Source organism: Candidatus Megaera venefica (genome assembly GCF_034554655.1).
Lineage (GTDB): Bacteria > Pseudomonadota > Alphaproteobacteria > Rickettsiales > Rickettsiaceae > Megaera_A > Megaera_A venefica.
Map to the genome: position 1 here is coordinate 1 of NZ_JARJFB010000021.1, position 15,435 is coordinate 15,435.

13 protein-coding genes are annotated in these 15,435 nt (G+C 36.3%); 3 read left to right on the top strand and 10 right to left on the bottom strand.

The genetic code is table 11. From position 1 onward, the window contains the following. Positions 1–204: 204 nt before the first annotated feature. Positions 205–927, bottom strand: coding sequence for an OmpW/AlkL family protein (locus Megvenef_RS02255; protein ID WP_322776376.1), 723 nt, complete (start codon positions 925–927; stop codon positions 205–207). A 232-nt stretch (positions 928–1,159) separates the two neighbouring features. Between Megvenef_RS02255 and Megvenef_RS02260 the strand changes: the two genes are divergently transcribed. The 3 genes from Megvenef_RS02260 (at position 1,160) to putA (ending at position 6,494) form a co-directional block, all read left to right on the top strand. Continuing rightward, the gene (locus Megvenef_RS02260; RefSeq protein ID WP_322776377.1) at positions 1,160–2,044 is read left to right on the top strand and encodes a DMT family transporter; all 885 of its coding nucleotides are present in this window, start codon (positions 1,160–1,162) and stop codon (positions 2,042–2,044) included. A gap of 67 nt (positions 2,045–2,111) precedes the next feature. Beyond that, positions 2,112–3,401 (top strand): MFS transporter, encoded by a 1,290-nt coding sequence (locus tag Megvenef_RS02265; RefSeq protein WP_322776378.1) that lies wholly within the window; start codon positions 2,112–2,114, stop codon positions 3,399–3,401. A 27-nt stretch (positions 3,402–3,428) separates the two neighbouring features. Then, positions 3,429–6,494: a bifunctional proline dehydrogenase/L-glutamate gamma-semialdehyde dehydrogenase PutA gene (gene putA, locus Megvenef_RS02270; protein ID WP_322776379.1), complete on the top strand. Its 3,066-nt coding sequence runs from the start codon at positions 3,429–3,431 to the stop codon at positions 6,492–6,494. Positions 6,495–6,504: 10 nt separating this feature from the next. Here putA and trhA read toward each other — a convergent pair whose 3' ends face one another. From trhA to upp, 9 genes are all read right to left on the bottom strand, one after another. Further along, complete coding sequence (trhA, locus tag Megvenef_RS02275) at positions 6,505–7,194, bottom strand: PAQR family membrane homeostasis protein TrhA (protein WP_322776380.1); 690 nt, start codon at positions 7,192–7,194, stop codon at positions 6,505–6,507. Between the two features lie 60 nt (positions 7,195–7,254). Continuing rightward, positions 7,255–7,668: a DUF1284 domain-containing protein gene (locus Megvenef_RS02280; protein WP_322776381.1), complete on the bottom strand. Its 414-nt coding sequence runs from the start codon at positions 7,666–7,668 to the stop codon at positions 7,255–7,257. Next, positions 7,653–8,207, bottom strand: a complete 555-nt coding sequence (locus tag Megvenef_RS02285) for a biotin transporter BioY (protein WP_322776382.1) — start codon at positions 8,205–8,207, stop codon at positions 7,653–7,655. The genes Megvenef_RS02280 and Megvenef_RS02285 overlap by 16 nt, the downstream gene beginning before the upstream one ends. 86 nt (positions 8,208–8,293) lie before the next feature. Next, positions 8,294–9,400, bottom strand: a complete 1,107-nt coding sequence (locus tag Megvenef_RS02290; RefSeq protein ID WP_322776383.1) for a hypothetical protein — start codon at positions 9,398–9,400, stop codon at positions 8,294–8,296. Positions 9,401–9,438: 38 nt separating this feature from the next. Beyond that, positions 9,439–9,909, bottom strand: coding sequence for an ATP-dependent zinc protease family protein (locus Megvenef_RS02295; RefSeq protein WP_322776384.1), 471 nt, complete (start codon positions 9,907–9,909; stop codon positions 9,439–9,441). Next, on the bottom strand, positions 9,906–10,934 hold the full coding sequence (locus Megvenef_RS02300; RefSeq protein ID WP_322776385.1) for a succinylglutamate desuccinylase/aspartoacylase family protein: 1,029 nt from the start codon (positions 10,932–10,934) through the stop codon (positions 9,906–9,908). Before Megvenef_RS02300 ends, Megvenef_RS02295 begins: the two co-directional genes overlap by 4 nt. 6 nt (positions 10,935–10,940) lie before the next feature. Then, complete coding sequence (gene rimK, locus Megvenef_RS02305) at positions 10,941–11,858, bottom strand: 30S ribosomal protein S6--L-glutamate ligase (RefSeq protein ID WP_322776386.1); 918 nt, start codon at positions 11,856–11,858, stop codon at positions 10,941–10,943. A gap of 237 nt (positions 11,859–12,095) precedes the next feature. Beyond that, positions 12,096–14,516 carry a DNA topoisomerase (ATP-hydrolyzing) subunit B gene (gene gyrB, locus Megvenef_RS02310; RefSeq protein ID WP_322776387.1) on the bottom strand — a complete coding sequence of 807 codons (2,421 nt, stop codon included), beginning with the start codon at positions 14,514–14,516 and terminating at the stop codon, positions 12,096–12,098. Positions 14,517–14,776: 260 nt separating this feature from the next. After that, positions 14,777–15,435 (bottom strand): uracil phosphoribosyltransferase (gene upp, locus Megvenef_RS02315; protein ID WP_322776388.1); only part of this gene is annotated, 659 nt, incomplete at its 5' end.

The window sequence follows — 15,435 nt, forward strand, 5'->3', positions numbered from 1 at the left end:
AAAAAATGAATGTGCGGTGATTTATTTTTGAAATTCTTGAAATTATATCAAAAATTTAGAGTTTTGACGGAGAGACTATAACAAGACAACGTAAAGAAGCTCTTGAGAACAACGACCTACTACCAATTCGACCAATGGGTATTACACTTAATCTTTGTTATAAAAATAGATAACCCAATTTATTCATCCACACTGAACCTGAGATCAGAACTTAAAGCCAAAGCCAGCAGAAATCACCAGAGGACTCCAGTCTACTTTTGAACGAATATCACTTATAGCAGGGTTATTTGGTCCCAACAAACTCTTCTTAAATGTAACATTTGATTTCAAGAAATATTTTCTGATATCAAATGTAAATAGCGTATCATCCTTTGAAATGAAATCTACTCCGATCTGTGCTACTGGGCCATAGCCAGTTGATACCTTAATAGCTTTTGAGCGTGTATACATATATGTTCCGTGAATTCCACCACCAACATAAGGCCTTATTGCTCCAAAAGGCGCTACGTGATATTGTATTGTTCCTGCAGCAGGAACAATAATAATTTGATTATTCTTACCACCATTACCAGTACCATCGCCAAGAGATGCTGCTTTACTTAAAGCCGAACCTTTAACTTTCATCATTCCTATTGCCAGCGATAACTCTGCGGCAAGGTTGTCAGTAAAAAAATAAGTAGTAGCAGTGTCAACTCCGTAACCATGCTGAACTAGAGAACCAGGCTTCTCCTTTGTTGAAACAGAAGCTGGAAAACCTTTAGGCTTCGATGAGGTAGTAAGGTAAAATCCTCTAAGCTTAAATAGAAGATCACCTTCATCCTCATAGTAATTAGAATAATAATCGCCACTCTTCGCTGCAAAAGATACATTTGCTGATGTTACAAGGGCTGATAAAACGATAACCGGTATAATTTTAAATATTTTCATAAATCCGAATAATCTTAAATTTCTTGCTATAACTCATATTAAGCATTCTATCTGAAACTATGTAGTATTCCATCACGAAGCTATATATTTGGTTAGAAGAACCTTCATGAAATCGGTAAGTGTGATTAATACAACATCATTTTTTTGAAAAACTCCTTGCACTAATTCTCAATTTTGTTATATCCTCCTTCCAACTTTTTAAAAAGATTCTTTGAGTAAATTGAGGTTTGAAATGGATACTAGACTACGTTCTTATTTTATTGGAGTTAGCTGGTTTGTTCTAAGCTTGGTAAGTAGTTCCATTAACGATGTAATTTCCAAATACACAGGTATGAGGCTTCACAGCTATGAAATTACTTTTTTTAGATTTATGTTTGGTACTATGACTCTCTTGCCTTTTGTAATGTACTATGGAGTAGCAACTTTAAAAACTTCGCGGCCAATGGTTCACTTTTTCAGAGGCTTGTTGTTATTTTTAGGAATGGCTGGATGGACTTATGGCCTAACAATTGCTCCAGTTACTACTGGTACAGTTATCACCTTTACTATCCCAATTTTTGTTCTTGTACTAGGAGTATTTTTCCTAAGCGAGAATATTATTTGGCAAAGATGGGTTGTAACTATTGTAGCATTTTGTGGTTTGATAATTACTCTTAATCCAAGCGCATCTGATTTTAATCCAGAAGTACTAGTATTTGTTGGAGCAGCTGTTTTATTTGCGATTCTTGACATAATGAACAAAAAATTTGTGATTAAAGAGACTATGATTAGCATGCTGTTTTATTCGGCTATGGTTACTGCAGTTCTGGCATGCCCATTTGCATTGCAACATTGGGTAACGCCTACATTAGAAGAATTAATTTTACTGTTTGTTCTTGGAGCAAGTGCTAACTTAATATTATTTTTCCTATTAAAAGCGTTCTCGCATGCAGATGCAACAGCCCTTGCGCCATACCGTTATTTTGAACTCGTTGTTTCCGCAACGATTGCTTATATTGTATTCCACGAAATACCTAAAGAGGCTACGATACTGGGTTCACTAGTTGTTATACCATCAACTTTGTTTATTATTTATTCCGAAAAAAAAGAACTAGAAAAAAAACAAACAAAAAAATAAATTCACACTCTTAGTGTTTTGATTATGTAGTAGAAATCGTTTATCATATGGGAAATGGGAGTTGGTAATGAATAAAAAGAAATTAGTATTTACCAGCGGCGTAGCTAATACGTTCGAGTGGTATGACTATGCTTTATTTGGACATTTTGCGCCAATTATTGGAGCCAAATTTTTTCCGGAAAGTGAGCCTAGTACAGCCTTACTTCATGCATTTTTAGTATTCGCCATTGGTTATTTAATGAGGCCACTTGGGGGTATATTTTTTGGTATTATCGGTGATAAGTTTGGTCGAAAAATTGCATTAAGCTCAGCAATAATGTGCATGGCCATACCAACTGCAGCGATAGGATTCTTACCAACTTACGAAACTTGGGGAATCGTTTCAACAGGTTTAATGATTGTTGTACGTATGCTGCAAGGCCTTTCAATGGGAGGAGCGCTTACTGGTTCTGTGTCTTTTATCATTGAACATACACACAAAGAAGAGAGAGGCTTTTTCGGTAGCATTTCTATGGCCAGTATTTGTGTAGGAATTTTACTTGGTTCACTCGTATCATTTCTTGTAAAAAATATTTTTACTCCAGAACAATTTGATAACTGGGCGTGGAGACTGCCTTTCATTATAGGAATAGTTATTTACTTTGTTGGTGTTTATATTAAGAAACACACACTAGAAACACCTTTGTTTATGGAAGCAAAATATCGAGGCGAAATCATAAATTCACCTCTTAGAATAGCTTTCAAGCATTACTGGTTTGATATGATAATTTCTATTTTCATAAATGCTACTGGATCTATTATCTTTTATCTAGAAGCTATCTACCTCATTTCATACTTAAAATTAAATCGTGGATTTCCTGAGTCAGATGTAAGTCACTTGGCTAATTTTTGTTACGTGATAATGATCTTCATTACCCTATTTGCTGGTTGGTTATCTGATAAAATAGGTAGAAGAAAAATCTTTGTCTTCAATTTGATTTTTATCATCACGGCAACTCCATTTTTGCTAAATGTAATCGAGAATTCTGGTTTTATGGCTGTCGCATTTGCCCAAATTGTGATTGCTATTATGGCCGCCACTTATATTGGTCCAGAACCTGCTCTACAGGCAGAGTTTTATCCAACTTCTATAAGAAATACTGCTTTATCAGTTTCATATAATACAGCCGTCAGTATATTTGGTGGCACTACACCTTATGTTATTGAGTCCTTGGTACAAAATACTGGAACTATAACATCAAGTGTTTATTATATAATTGCCTCTTCTATGCTAGGCTTGGTTGCTTTATATTTTTATAAAGATCGATCACTAAAAGACTATAAAGTCCGGATCAGTGAAGAAGAAATAAATTTATAATTTCCTAATATTTAGTAGACAAATTTAATGACTTCACAAATCTTCCAAAAACAGGCTAGTAACGAAAATGAACTGGTAAAAGAACTGCTACCAATGGCTAAACTGCTTGATGCAGAGCAGCAACGTGTTCTCGCAATGGGCAAGAAATTTGTTACAAAAATAAGAGCCCATAGAGGATTCTCGATGGAGGAATTTCTTCAGCTCTATAACCTATCCAATGAAGAGGGCGTTGCTATGCTGGGGCTTGCCGAGGGTTTGCTCAGGATTCCGGATTCCAAAGTAAGTGCCGAGCTAATTGCCGATAAATTATCAAACAAGAATTGGGAATCTTTTCTTTTTAAACGAAGTAAATCAACTAAAACTACTATTGCTTCATTTGGTTTATACTTTTCCGGAAAATTTACTGATATTGTTAGGTCCAAAAATGCAATCTCAAAACTTCTTGATAGAGTTGGTCAACCAATTTTTGTCAAACTATTAAAAGCAACTATCCTTACTTTAAGCAAAGAATTTGTCTTTGCAAGTGATATGCACGAGGCCTTAACAAGAAAAACGGCTTTTCCTAACAATAAATTTGCTTTTGATTTACTTGGGGAATCAGCGCGAACCCATAAGCAAGCTACAATTTATTATAAGCAATATGAAGATGCAATTAAATTGATAGCTAATGACTTTCCTAATACTAGCGAAGCAATTGAAGATAGGCCAAATCTTTCGGTCAAACTAACTGCTTTGCACCCTCGTTTTGAGCTTGCAAAAATGCAGGAATTAGAAACTGTGCTTTTGCCAAAAGTAGTTTCATTAGTTGAAAAAATAAGGGATTATAATTTAACAATAACTTTTGATGCAGAAGAAGCTTTTAGGACTGATACATATTTATTATTCCTAACAAAGTTAATCAAACACCCATCATTTAAAGATTTTAATGGTATCGGTTTTGTAGTACAAGCCTATAAAACTAATGCTACGCTTGTTGTTCAATACTTTATTAATCTTGCTAAAGACATTGGAAAAAGAATTCCAATAAGATTAGTAAAAGGTGCATATTGGGACTCAGAAATTAAACGCGCTCAAGAGCTTGGTCTTAAATACTATCCGGTGTTTACAGTAAAGGATTATACAGACTTAAGCTACATAGCTTGTGCACGAAAATTATTAGAAAATACTGAGTTCATTTATCCTCAATTTGCGACACATAATGCAGTTACAGCGGCAACTATAATTGAGATTGCCGGAGATCAAAAATTCGAATTTCAAAAACTCTATGGTATGGGTAATGCTCTCCATAAAGAGCTTGAAAACCATAGAAACGTTAGAATTTATTCACCCGTTGGAACCACACAAGATTTGCTGGCTTATCTTATGCGCAGAATGCTGGAGAATGGGGCATCTGCGAACTTTGTCAGTAAAGTAAACTCAAGTGAAATTCCGATTAATGAAATTGTATATGACGTAGGCGATAAAGTGCTTGGCATTTTAGACCGTGACAATAAAATTATTTTACCAGAAAAAATATATCCAAACAGGAAGAATGCTATGGGCTATGATTTAGGTTACAAAAGTAACTATGATTACATACAAGAAAAAGTAACAAGCTATTTTGATAAGGTACATAATGTAGGTTCAGTCATAGATGGCAAAGAAATAATTATTGATAAACATAGTAATGATGGATTTTGTCCAGCAAAAAATGCTCAGAAATTTTCATCAACTTCAAATGCTGTTGAGGGAGAAATAAAAGCCGCTATCGATTCTTCTAGCAACGAGTTTGAAAATTGGACCAGCCTTAGTGTAGGACACAGAGCCAATATTTTGGAAAAAATTGCACAATCCTTTGAAGATAACAAGTTTGAACTATATGCGATATTAATAAAAGAAGCTGGTAAGTCGATCCATGATGCAATAAATGAAGTAATAGAAGCAATCGATTTTTGTCGTTATTATGCTAATGAAGCACGAGTAATAATGGCTGAAAGAAAACTCCCAGGGGCGACTGGCGAGCGCAACACTTTAAGCATGCATGGACGTGGTGTATTTTTATGTATTAGCCCATGGAACTTCCCATTTGCAATTTTCGTTGGTCAAATTGTTGCTGCTCTTGTTTCTGGCAATACCGTCATTGCCAAACCTTCTACACAAACACCTGTTATTGCTAATTTTGCCGTTAAACTCATGCATAAAGCTGGGATACCGAAATCTGCATTACAGCTAGTAATTTCACCTTCTTCTAACATAAGTAAATTTGTAATTGCAGATGAGAGAATTGCCGGAGTAGTTTTTACTGGGTCATGTTCTGCAGCTCAATCAATCAATTCCGTTCTTGCCACCAGAAGCTACGGTATAGTCCCTCTAATTGCTGAAACTGGTGGACAAAACGCAATGATTGTTGATAGTTCTGCTCTTCTTGAGCAAGTTACAGACGACGTGCTTACATCTTCTTTCTATTCTGCAGGACAGAGATGTTCAGCTCTTAGAATGCTGTACGTTCAGGAAGAAATATACGATGGATTACTTGAGATGATCAAGGGTGCTACTGAATTGCTAAAAGTTGGTGATACTTCTGATTTTAGTATAGATATTGGTCCAGTAATTGATAAGAAGGCACAAGATGCTTTAGAACATCATATCCAAGATATGACTACTAAAGGATTTAAAATATTTGCGCACCCCCAAGCAGGAGCTGTAAAGGATGGACATTATTTCTATCCTCACATCATTGAAGTAAAATCAATTAATGATATTCCTGATGAAAAATTTGGTCCTATACTTCACATTACAAAATTTAAATCAAAAAATTTAGATAAGGTAATTGATGAAATAAATAATTGTGGTTTCGGACTAACATTTGGGATTCACTCACGTATTGAGGAAAAAATTGAATATATCCGAACTAGAATGAAGGTAGGCAATATTTATGCTAATCGCTCTATCGTTGGAGCAAAAGTAGAATCTCAACCATTTGGAGGACAAAATAAATCTGGAACAGGCTTTAAAGCTGGTGGACCTCATTACCTACTTCGCTTTATGACTGAGCGTACAACGACGGTTAATATGACTGCCTTCGGTGGTAATGTAGAGCTGCTAAATGGTTAGGATCAACTATCTAAACTTCAATAGCAAGTAAGGAATAAATTGAGAAATAGTGAGAGGTACTACCTCCAAGAACAAAAAGGTGCCAAATTGAATGGTTAAATGGTAATTTTTCCCAAAGGTAAAATATTACACCGATGGTGTAGAACAAGCCTCCAGCGATTAGTAAATACATACTCCTTGTGGAAATATTAACGAATAACTTATCTAAGACGATTACCACTAACCATCCCATCAGCAAATAATTCATAAATGCTAGCTTCTGCAATATTTTGTTTTTACTGAATTTAAAAATACAGCTCACAATAACCAACCCCCAGATTACTTTTATCATTATCAATCCAACAGGACCTTCTATGCCTATTAGCATTAAAGGGGAATAGGTACCAGCTATTAAGAAATATATAGATAGGTGATCAATCTTTTTAAAAACCTTATTAAATTTTGTATTAGCAAAGGAGTGATAAAGTGTCGATGCAAGATAGAGAGCTACTAAAGTACTACCAAACACTATATAGCTCACTAAATGCAAGTATGTACCTTTAGAACTAGCTTGTTGATAGAGAACAACAAGGCCTATTATGCTTAGTAAAGTACCAACACCATGTGTTATGATATTAAGTAGTTCTTCTTTAAATCCGTATTCAGAAATACGGATTTTTGTTATATCTTGTGTTATTTGGTTAGTGTGATTTTTATTCATGCTGCCCATTGTCTGCTCTTTTCTAATTTATTGCAAGCATTAAAAAATGGTAATGTTTTCTTATGGCTGCTCTATCAAATTTTCAAGAGATTGCTGACAGACTCCATATTCTTTCCAAGAACATCCATGGCAAGCTGTATGAAACTTCTCCACGCTCATGTTTTTTTTAATATGTTCTTTTGCCTGTTTCCAAGTAAAAATATCACCTACTTTAAGTGACAAAGCAGCGGAGTGTGCAGCATCTAGCTTGCTGATTTTATCTTGTGTTTTGCAAACTATTTCATCAATTTTATTTGGGCACGCAGAGCAGATGCTATCCATAAATTGAACTACTTCAATTTGCGTTTCTTCATTGTCGTTTAGTTGTTGGGCTATTTTTTTGTAATTGCGGACAAAACCCAAAGAGTACCCTTTGCCCCGAAAGCCTAGGGTACACATAAAATGATGCGGTCTAAACTTTATTTTTTCTGCCATGAACTATGCTTTTTTAACAATTTCACAGAAGAAGCCGTAAAAATTGCTTTAACGATACCGGGAATAATAAATGGATATAAACCAAGCTCAAGAGCTTTCTCGCTACCAACAAAAAACGCAAGCTGAGGCACACCGATTACAAACAAGCATGCAGAACCAATCGCACTGTAGATTACTAGTTTTATCCAGCTATCTTCACCAAATTTCTCACGCATATTAGTTACTAGATATACACATAACATCATACCTAATATATATCCTCCAGTAGGACCAACTAAAACATGAGCGCCACCACTAAAACCAGAAAAAACCGGAACACCCATAGCACCAAGGCTAACAAAGCCAACCATAGATGCAAAAGCTTCCTTTTTCTCATAACATAGTGCTATAATCAAAACACCAACACTATATAGAGTTATCGGTACTGGTCCTATTGGTATCTGCACTTGTGCAGATAGAAAGATAAGCAATATTCCAAGTGCTACTCTAAGCACTTTATAATTGGTTATAGAGTGAATTTTATTAGATAAGACCCGCATAAGCACCTCTTAATATATATGAAAAATTATAGACGAATTCTATATACGTAATCACGATCTGTCAAATACTTGGCTATATTGACCTTTTAACGATGTCGTTTTTTGGACTTTGGTGGGCGCCTGTGTTTCCTTTTACCTTGTGGTTTTGTTTTGGCTTGTACTAATTTCTTTCCAATTTCTTTTGCTTTATCTACTGTACCCTCTTGGGCTTGTGCCTTAACAGGTTTTGATATTTTGTCATTACCAGATTTTGTACTCGCTTCTGGTACAAATGTCTTTAATTGATCTAAATTATTATACTTAGAGAAAGGGTCGTGAGCTTTGACAAAATCTTTACTATAACTTTTAACCGTTCCTACCACCCCTCTTGTATCTTGAATTACCTTTTCAGTTTTAAGGACTTCTTGTTTAGCAACCTCAAAGGCGGCAATAACTTCTTCAGCCTTTGCTCCACGAAATGATCCTTCATTCACCATTTTTTGAATAGCTAAGGTTTGTATCCTTTGCTCTCTTGTAGCTTGTGCAAGCTCAATTAAATCATTATAACCAGGGGTATCTGGTTTATTTCGTTCTTTATCAATATTTTGTTTAAACTGCAGACCTATTTCTTCTTTGGTTGCTTGTTTTTTACTTTCACCATAAAGACCAAAAGCAGCTTTTCCTACCTTAGCTGCCCCTATAAGAGAAGGTGCAAGAACTGCGCTAGACACATTTTTAACAACATCTACTGAATTTTTAAGTAAAGCTTTGCCATAAGAACTAATACTTACAGGTGAATTAGGTGTTGTTTCTATGTATCTTTCAGTTAAAGAAGCTTGGTTACTCCTGCTTGGGACGTACAACTTATCTTGTAAAATTCTAGAAAGCGATGGCTCATTCTTAAGTAACTCATCCTGCCTATCTTGCGCGTTTCTATTTTTTGTTAAAAGTGAGTTTTCTTTTTTTAATAGTCGAAGAGTTCTAGTGTCCGAAGTGTCCATGGCAGCGCCTACCGCAACTGCTCCAAGTCCAACTATAGTTGCAGGAACAGCTGCTACAGTAGCACTTGCAAGCACGGTAACTACGCCTATAGTACGGCCGACTGCACTGCCAGTAACTATTTTAACAGGTGCCGAGTCCTTTACGTAGTTAAAAGTATTTTTTAGAGTTGTTAAACCCCATGGTTCAGGTCCTTCTTCTGGTGATTTAGACATATATTTAACATTTCTACTTAATTAAAAAGTACGGACAGTTAATTTGCTATATAAGTATTCAAAACCGTAGCTTTAGAAATAAAACCTTGGCAATAAGATTTAGATGGATTAACAAGTAGATTTAACATTGCCGTTCTACCAAGCAACATACGATGATGCATAATATCTCTATTGGTAAGGGTAATCTCAATATCCCATCTATGGTTACCGATCTTAATTGGCGTACGAATAACTGGTCTGATCTGCTTATGACCATTAGAGCTTTTTATTGTTTTCATGCCAATTATTTCTGCCAAACATGGAACACATATCTTATCATTAGTTTGAATCGGGTGAATTACAAACTCTACAAATTCTTTTTGATCTGATTTGATAATTTTTATGTCATAGGCATGAAGTGCAGAAGTCTTCGCTCCAGTATCAACCTTAACTTTGATTAATGGTATGTTAAGTTCCGGTAGCTCAGCCCATTCTCTCCATCCAATTAACAAAGGTTCGGTTGTCTTCATTCCAAATCCTCTTGATAGTCTTCAACTCCTTCAGCAACTCCTTCAGCAACTGCTTCAGCATTTTCAAATGTTGCAATATGAAATAAAGCATCGCCATTTGTCACCAGTGGCAACATTGTTATCCCAATTATAACTCCAGTTTCTCTAGCTTTAACGTAGTGCTTTTCTTTGCCTAGTGGATCAGAAATAAATCCTAAAACCTCATTTTTCTTAACTTTGTGTCCCACATTCTTTCTTGCGTGTAAACTACCGCTGTGAGGAGCCCTAATCCAGTGGCTGGAAGCTGCATAAAATACTTCACGACGTTTAGGAACTTTTCTCTTTATTAGTTCTTTGTCAAGCATTCCTATGTTACACATTGTCCAGAGAATACCGTTTTCAGCTGAACGAATTATTTCTTCGTTGTATCTTAGGGCTTCACCACCTTCAAACAGAAGAATTTTTACACCTTTTTCAGTTGCCGCCTGACGCAGAGAACCATCTCTCATGTTAGAGTGAAGTATTACTGGTACGCCAAAAGCCTCGGCTAGAGCCTTGATTTCTTTATTGTCTAAAAACGCTCTGATTTGTGGCAGGTTGTATCTGTGAGCACTGCCAGTGTGTAGGTCAATCCCATATTCGCATTTTTCTACGATCTCTTTCATAAATTTGTAGGCTATTTGACTAGCAAGTGAGCCCTTCTTTGATCCAGGAAATACTCTGTTCAAGTCGCGTCTATCAGGTAAATACCTAAGGTTACGGTTATAACCAAACACGTTGATAATAGGAACGGCAATCAGCGTGCCCTTTATGGATGAAAGTAATTTTTTACGTTGCAATAACCGTCTGATAGTTTCAACGCCATTTATCTCATCACCATGAATTGCTGAAGAAACAAAAAGTGTTGGACCATTTTCTTTCCCTCTGATAACTTCAACCGGAATAGTCATTTCCGTATTATCAAATAACTTTGCAATATGCATTTCTAGATATTTTCTTTCGCCTTTTTTTATCGTAACGCCATCTATAGTCAAAGCTTTGGTCATGAATAATCATCCTTTCATAAATATTCTAGTTTTGGATTTCTTAGTAATATCTTTTTCAATAAATGCAATTATTGCATCTGCAACGTTTTTGCTAGTGGCTCCCTCAATTCCTTTTAATCCTGGAGATGAGTTTACTTCTAGTACAAGAGGCCCTCTGGCAGACCTTATCAAATCAACACCAGCTACTTTAAGTCCCAAAACTTTTGCAGCATCTGTAGCCATTATACGTTCTTTTGGAGTTATTTTTACTGGATGTGCACTACCTCCTGCATGAAGATTAGAACGAAACTCTCCCTCAGGTCCTTGCCTTTTCATTGCAGCTACAACTCGGTCGCCAATTACAAAACAACGTATATCACTCCCAGCGGACTCCTTGATAAATTCTTGCACTAAAAAATTTGCTTGTAAATCCAAAAACGCATTAATCAAACTTTCAGCTGCCTTAGTGGTTTCTGCAAGTAACACTCCCTTTCCTTGAGTGCTTTCAGTTACTTTGACAATCAATGGGGCACCTCCAACAGACTTTATGATACTGCGAGTAGCACTACCTGAGTGAGCATAGCTTGTAACTGGAATGTCAACACCTTTTCTAGCAAGAAGCTGGTGTGCTCTTAGTTTATCTCTTGATCTAGTAATTGAAACTGAACCATTTAATACATAAACTCCAGCAACCTCAAATTGCCTTAGAACTGCTGTACCGAAGACAGTAATAGACGCCCCGATTCGTGGAATTACCGCATCAAATTCTAGTAACCTCTCTATTTTATCACTTATATAGTGCACATCTGGCCTGTTGCCCGTGATATTCATAAAACATTTAAGTGGATCAACTACAGTAACGATGTGTCCTCTTTTTTCTGCAGCCTCAATGAGTCTACGAGTGGAGTAAATGGTTGGACCGCGTGATAAAATACCGATTTTCATATAATAATTAACTAAGTTTTTTAGATTTTTGCATTTTATTTTAGGAATGACTATTCTTATTTACTGTAAATAGGTTTGTGTATAGTAAATTGATTGATACTTGGTGCTTTGTTACTCGTTCTTTGATTGTAGAGAGACTTTGTTCCATCGCACCTAGCACCAAATGCCCATGAACTTTACAGCAGTTTTTAATTAAAACTGCTGATTAAGATTGCGATTGATTTGTAACTGAGGAAGCTATACATCCAAATTATTAACATTCAATGCATTAGCATTGATAAAATCTCTTCTTGGCTCAACGACACTACCCATCAATGTTGAGATTACTTGTTCAGCATCATCGACATTTCCTACCTTTACTTGTAATAATGTGCGTTTTTCAGAATCAAGGGTCGTTTCCCATAACTGCTCTGAATTCATTTCTCCAAGGCCCTTGAATCGCTGAATAGCAAGACCTTTCTTACCAAGGTCAATTATCAATGCAAGCAGTTTGCTTGGTGTCGATAAATTATATTTCTGACCTTTAATAGTTAGTTTACACCCACCAATAAATAAATGCTCAAGTGCACTACCAATCTTATTAACCTGTATAAATTCAGGAGATTCAGCTTGAGCACGATGAAGTTTTTTGCTAGTCCTTACCCCTCTGACAAATCTATAAAATTCTATCGTATCATCAAATGTTGTAACTTCCCAATCTGTTTTATCTGGCTCAAGTTCCCCTTGGTTAAGAGACGATAAAGCGGCCAAAAGCTCAGACGCTTTATCAATAGAAAATGATTCTATACGAAGTAAATTATTGATTGCTAGACATTCGGCGATCAGTGGATCGAATTTTCTTGATAAGGAATTAAGCTTATCGCCTAAAACAGTAATTTGATGAAGCAACTCTTTCAAAGCTTCACCTGTTAAGAGGCTGCCATCGTTAAGTTCAATCTGCGTATCATTCAGGGCACTATTGATCAAATACTCTTGCAAAGCTTGTTCATTTTTCAAATATGTTTCAGAACTGCCGCGCTTGACTTTATAAAGAGGCGGCTGAGCAATATATAAATATCCTTTTTCAATAATCGGCAACATATGGCGATAGAAGAATGTAAGAAGCAAAGTTCTGATGTGAGACCCATCAACGTCCGCATCCGTCATAATGACAATTTTGTGATATCTAAGTTTATTGGTATCTAGTTCTTGCCCTATTCCTGCACCAAGAGCAGTAATTAAGGTACCGACTTGTTCAGAACCAAGCATTTTATCAAATCTGGCTCTTTCAACGTTTAGAATCTTACCACGCAAAGGAAGAATGGCCTGGGTTTTTCTGTCTCTACCTTGTTTCGCAGTACCACCTGCAGAATCTCCCTCAACTATAAAGAGCTCAGATAGAGCTGGGTCTTTTTCTTGGCAATCAGCTAATTTGCCTGGTAAATTTGATATTTCCAGGGCTGATTTACGTCTAGTTAATTCTCTTGCCTTACGCGCGGCCTCACGCGCGCTAGCTGCCTCAACAATCTTACCAACAATAGTTTTTGCTTCAGTAGGATGCTCTTCAAACCACTCAAGAAGCTTCGTATACACCGCTGATTCAACCACTGGCCTTACTTCAGAAGAAACAAGCTTATCTTTTGTTTGTGATGAGAATTTTGGATCAGGAACTTTTATTGAAAGAACACAAGCTAGACCTTCTCTTGAATCGTCTCCAGCTAAAGTAACTTTCATTTTCTTTGCCAAGCCGTTTTTATCAACATAAGAACTAATAACTCTAGTTAATGCAGACTTAAATGCCGACAGGTGTGTGCCACCATCACGTTGACGAATATTATTTGTAAAGCAAAGAATATTTTCATGATAAGAGTCATTCCATTGCATTGCAAAATCAAGACTTATACCTTTCTCATCCTCAGCTGAAGATAAAGAAATACATGGATGTAAAGAAATTTTACTACGATTAATGTACTCAACATACGCTTGAACACCGCCTTCATAAAGAAATTCGATTTCTTGTTTTTCGTCAAATCTGTCATCGATCAATAAAATACGTACACCGGAATTAAGAAACGCAAGTTCACGTAACCTGTTTTCAAGAGTAGAAAACTGAAATTCAATGATTTTAAAAATATCTACAGAAGCCATAAAAGTGACTTCAGTACCTTTTTTATTAACATTATCAAGCTCTAATCGAAGCGGAAATTCAGCCACCCCATCCTTAAACCGAATAAGATATTGTTTTTGATCTCGCCAAATTCTAAGTTCAAGCCAATCTGACAGAGCATTTACCACCGAAACACCCACACCATGTAATCCACCAGACACTTTGTATGAGTTTTGATCGAATTTACCGCCCGCATGTAGCTGAGTCATAATTACCTCAGCAGCTGATACTCCTTCACCTTCATGAATATCAACTGGAATACCACGGCCATTGTCTGTAACCGTTACAGAACCATTCTTATTAAGAATTACCTGTACAAGATCACAATGACCAGCCAGAGCCTCATCCACAGCGTTATCAACAACTTCGTATACCATGTGATGTAAACCAGAACCATCATCCGTATCACCGATATACATACCTGGTCTTTTACGAACAGCCTCTAGGCCTTTTAGAACTTTAATGGAGTCTGCATCATAGTCTGACACTTTAACTTCTTGTAGATTTGACATTGGTATCCCTAATGCGATAAAAAACTATGGGCTCACTATACTATAGGGTCATAATTTTTAAAAGAAAAAATACTATAAAGCCGAAAATAACGCAGATCGATTTTATGTTCAGCTCCTTTACACTAGAAACAATATTAGAGTCTAAGAACCAGATACTAAAAAGGTTATGAAAATTACCCTTGCCACTAACCAAAATAAATCTTTAATACCTAAGCTTCAATAAAGAACCCTATTTTGTACCAAACAACCGATCTCCCGCATCACCGAGTCCTGGCACTATAATATGCATGACTATTAAGCTTTTCATCCAGCGCGGCAGCATATATTCTAACTTTTGGATGTGCAAAAGTAAAGGTTTTAACCCCTTCTGGCGCAGCAACCAAAACCATAAAAATAATTTGATCTGGAGATACTCCAATATCTATTAACTTCTGCACAGCATAGACAGCTGAGTTTCCAGTAGCAAGCATAGGATCTACTACTATAAATAACTGATTAGTGACTTTTGGATGCTTAAACAAATATTCAACAGGCTTTTTCGTCAACGGATCACGATACAACCCAATATGCGCGATATCTGCACTAGGTATCAATTTATGTAATCCACCAATCATACCTAACCCAGCTCGCAATATTGGCACGATTACAACCTCTTGCGCCAGCTTTTTACCGACAGTACGTCCTAATGGCGTCTCTATTTTTAATTCCTTTGTCCTTATATGCCTCGTAATTTCATATCCCATCAACATTGAAATTTCATCAAGCATTTGCCTAAATATCATTGACGAAGTATGTTTATCCCTCATTATAGTAAGCTTCTGCTCAATTAGGGGATGAGTTATCACTTTAAAATTGGTATAAGTATTATCGAAAGATGTTACTGCCAAAGACTTATTTACCAAACAGACAAAAACCAAAC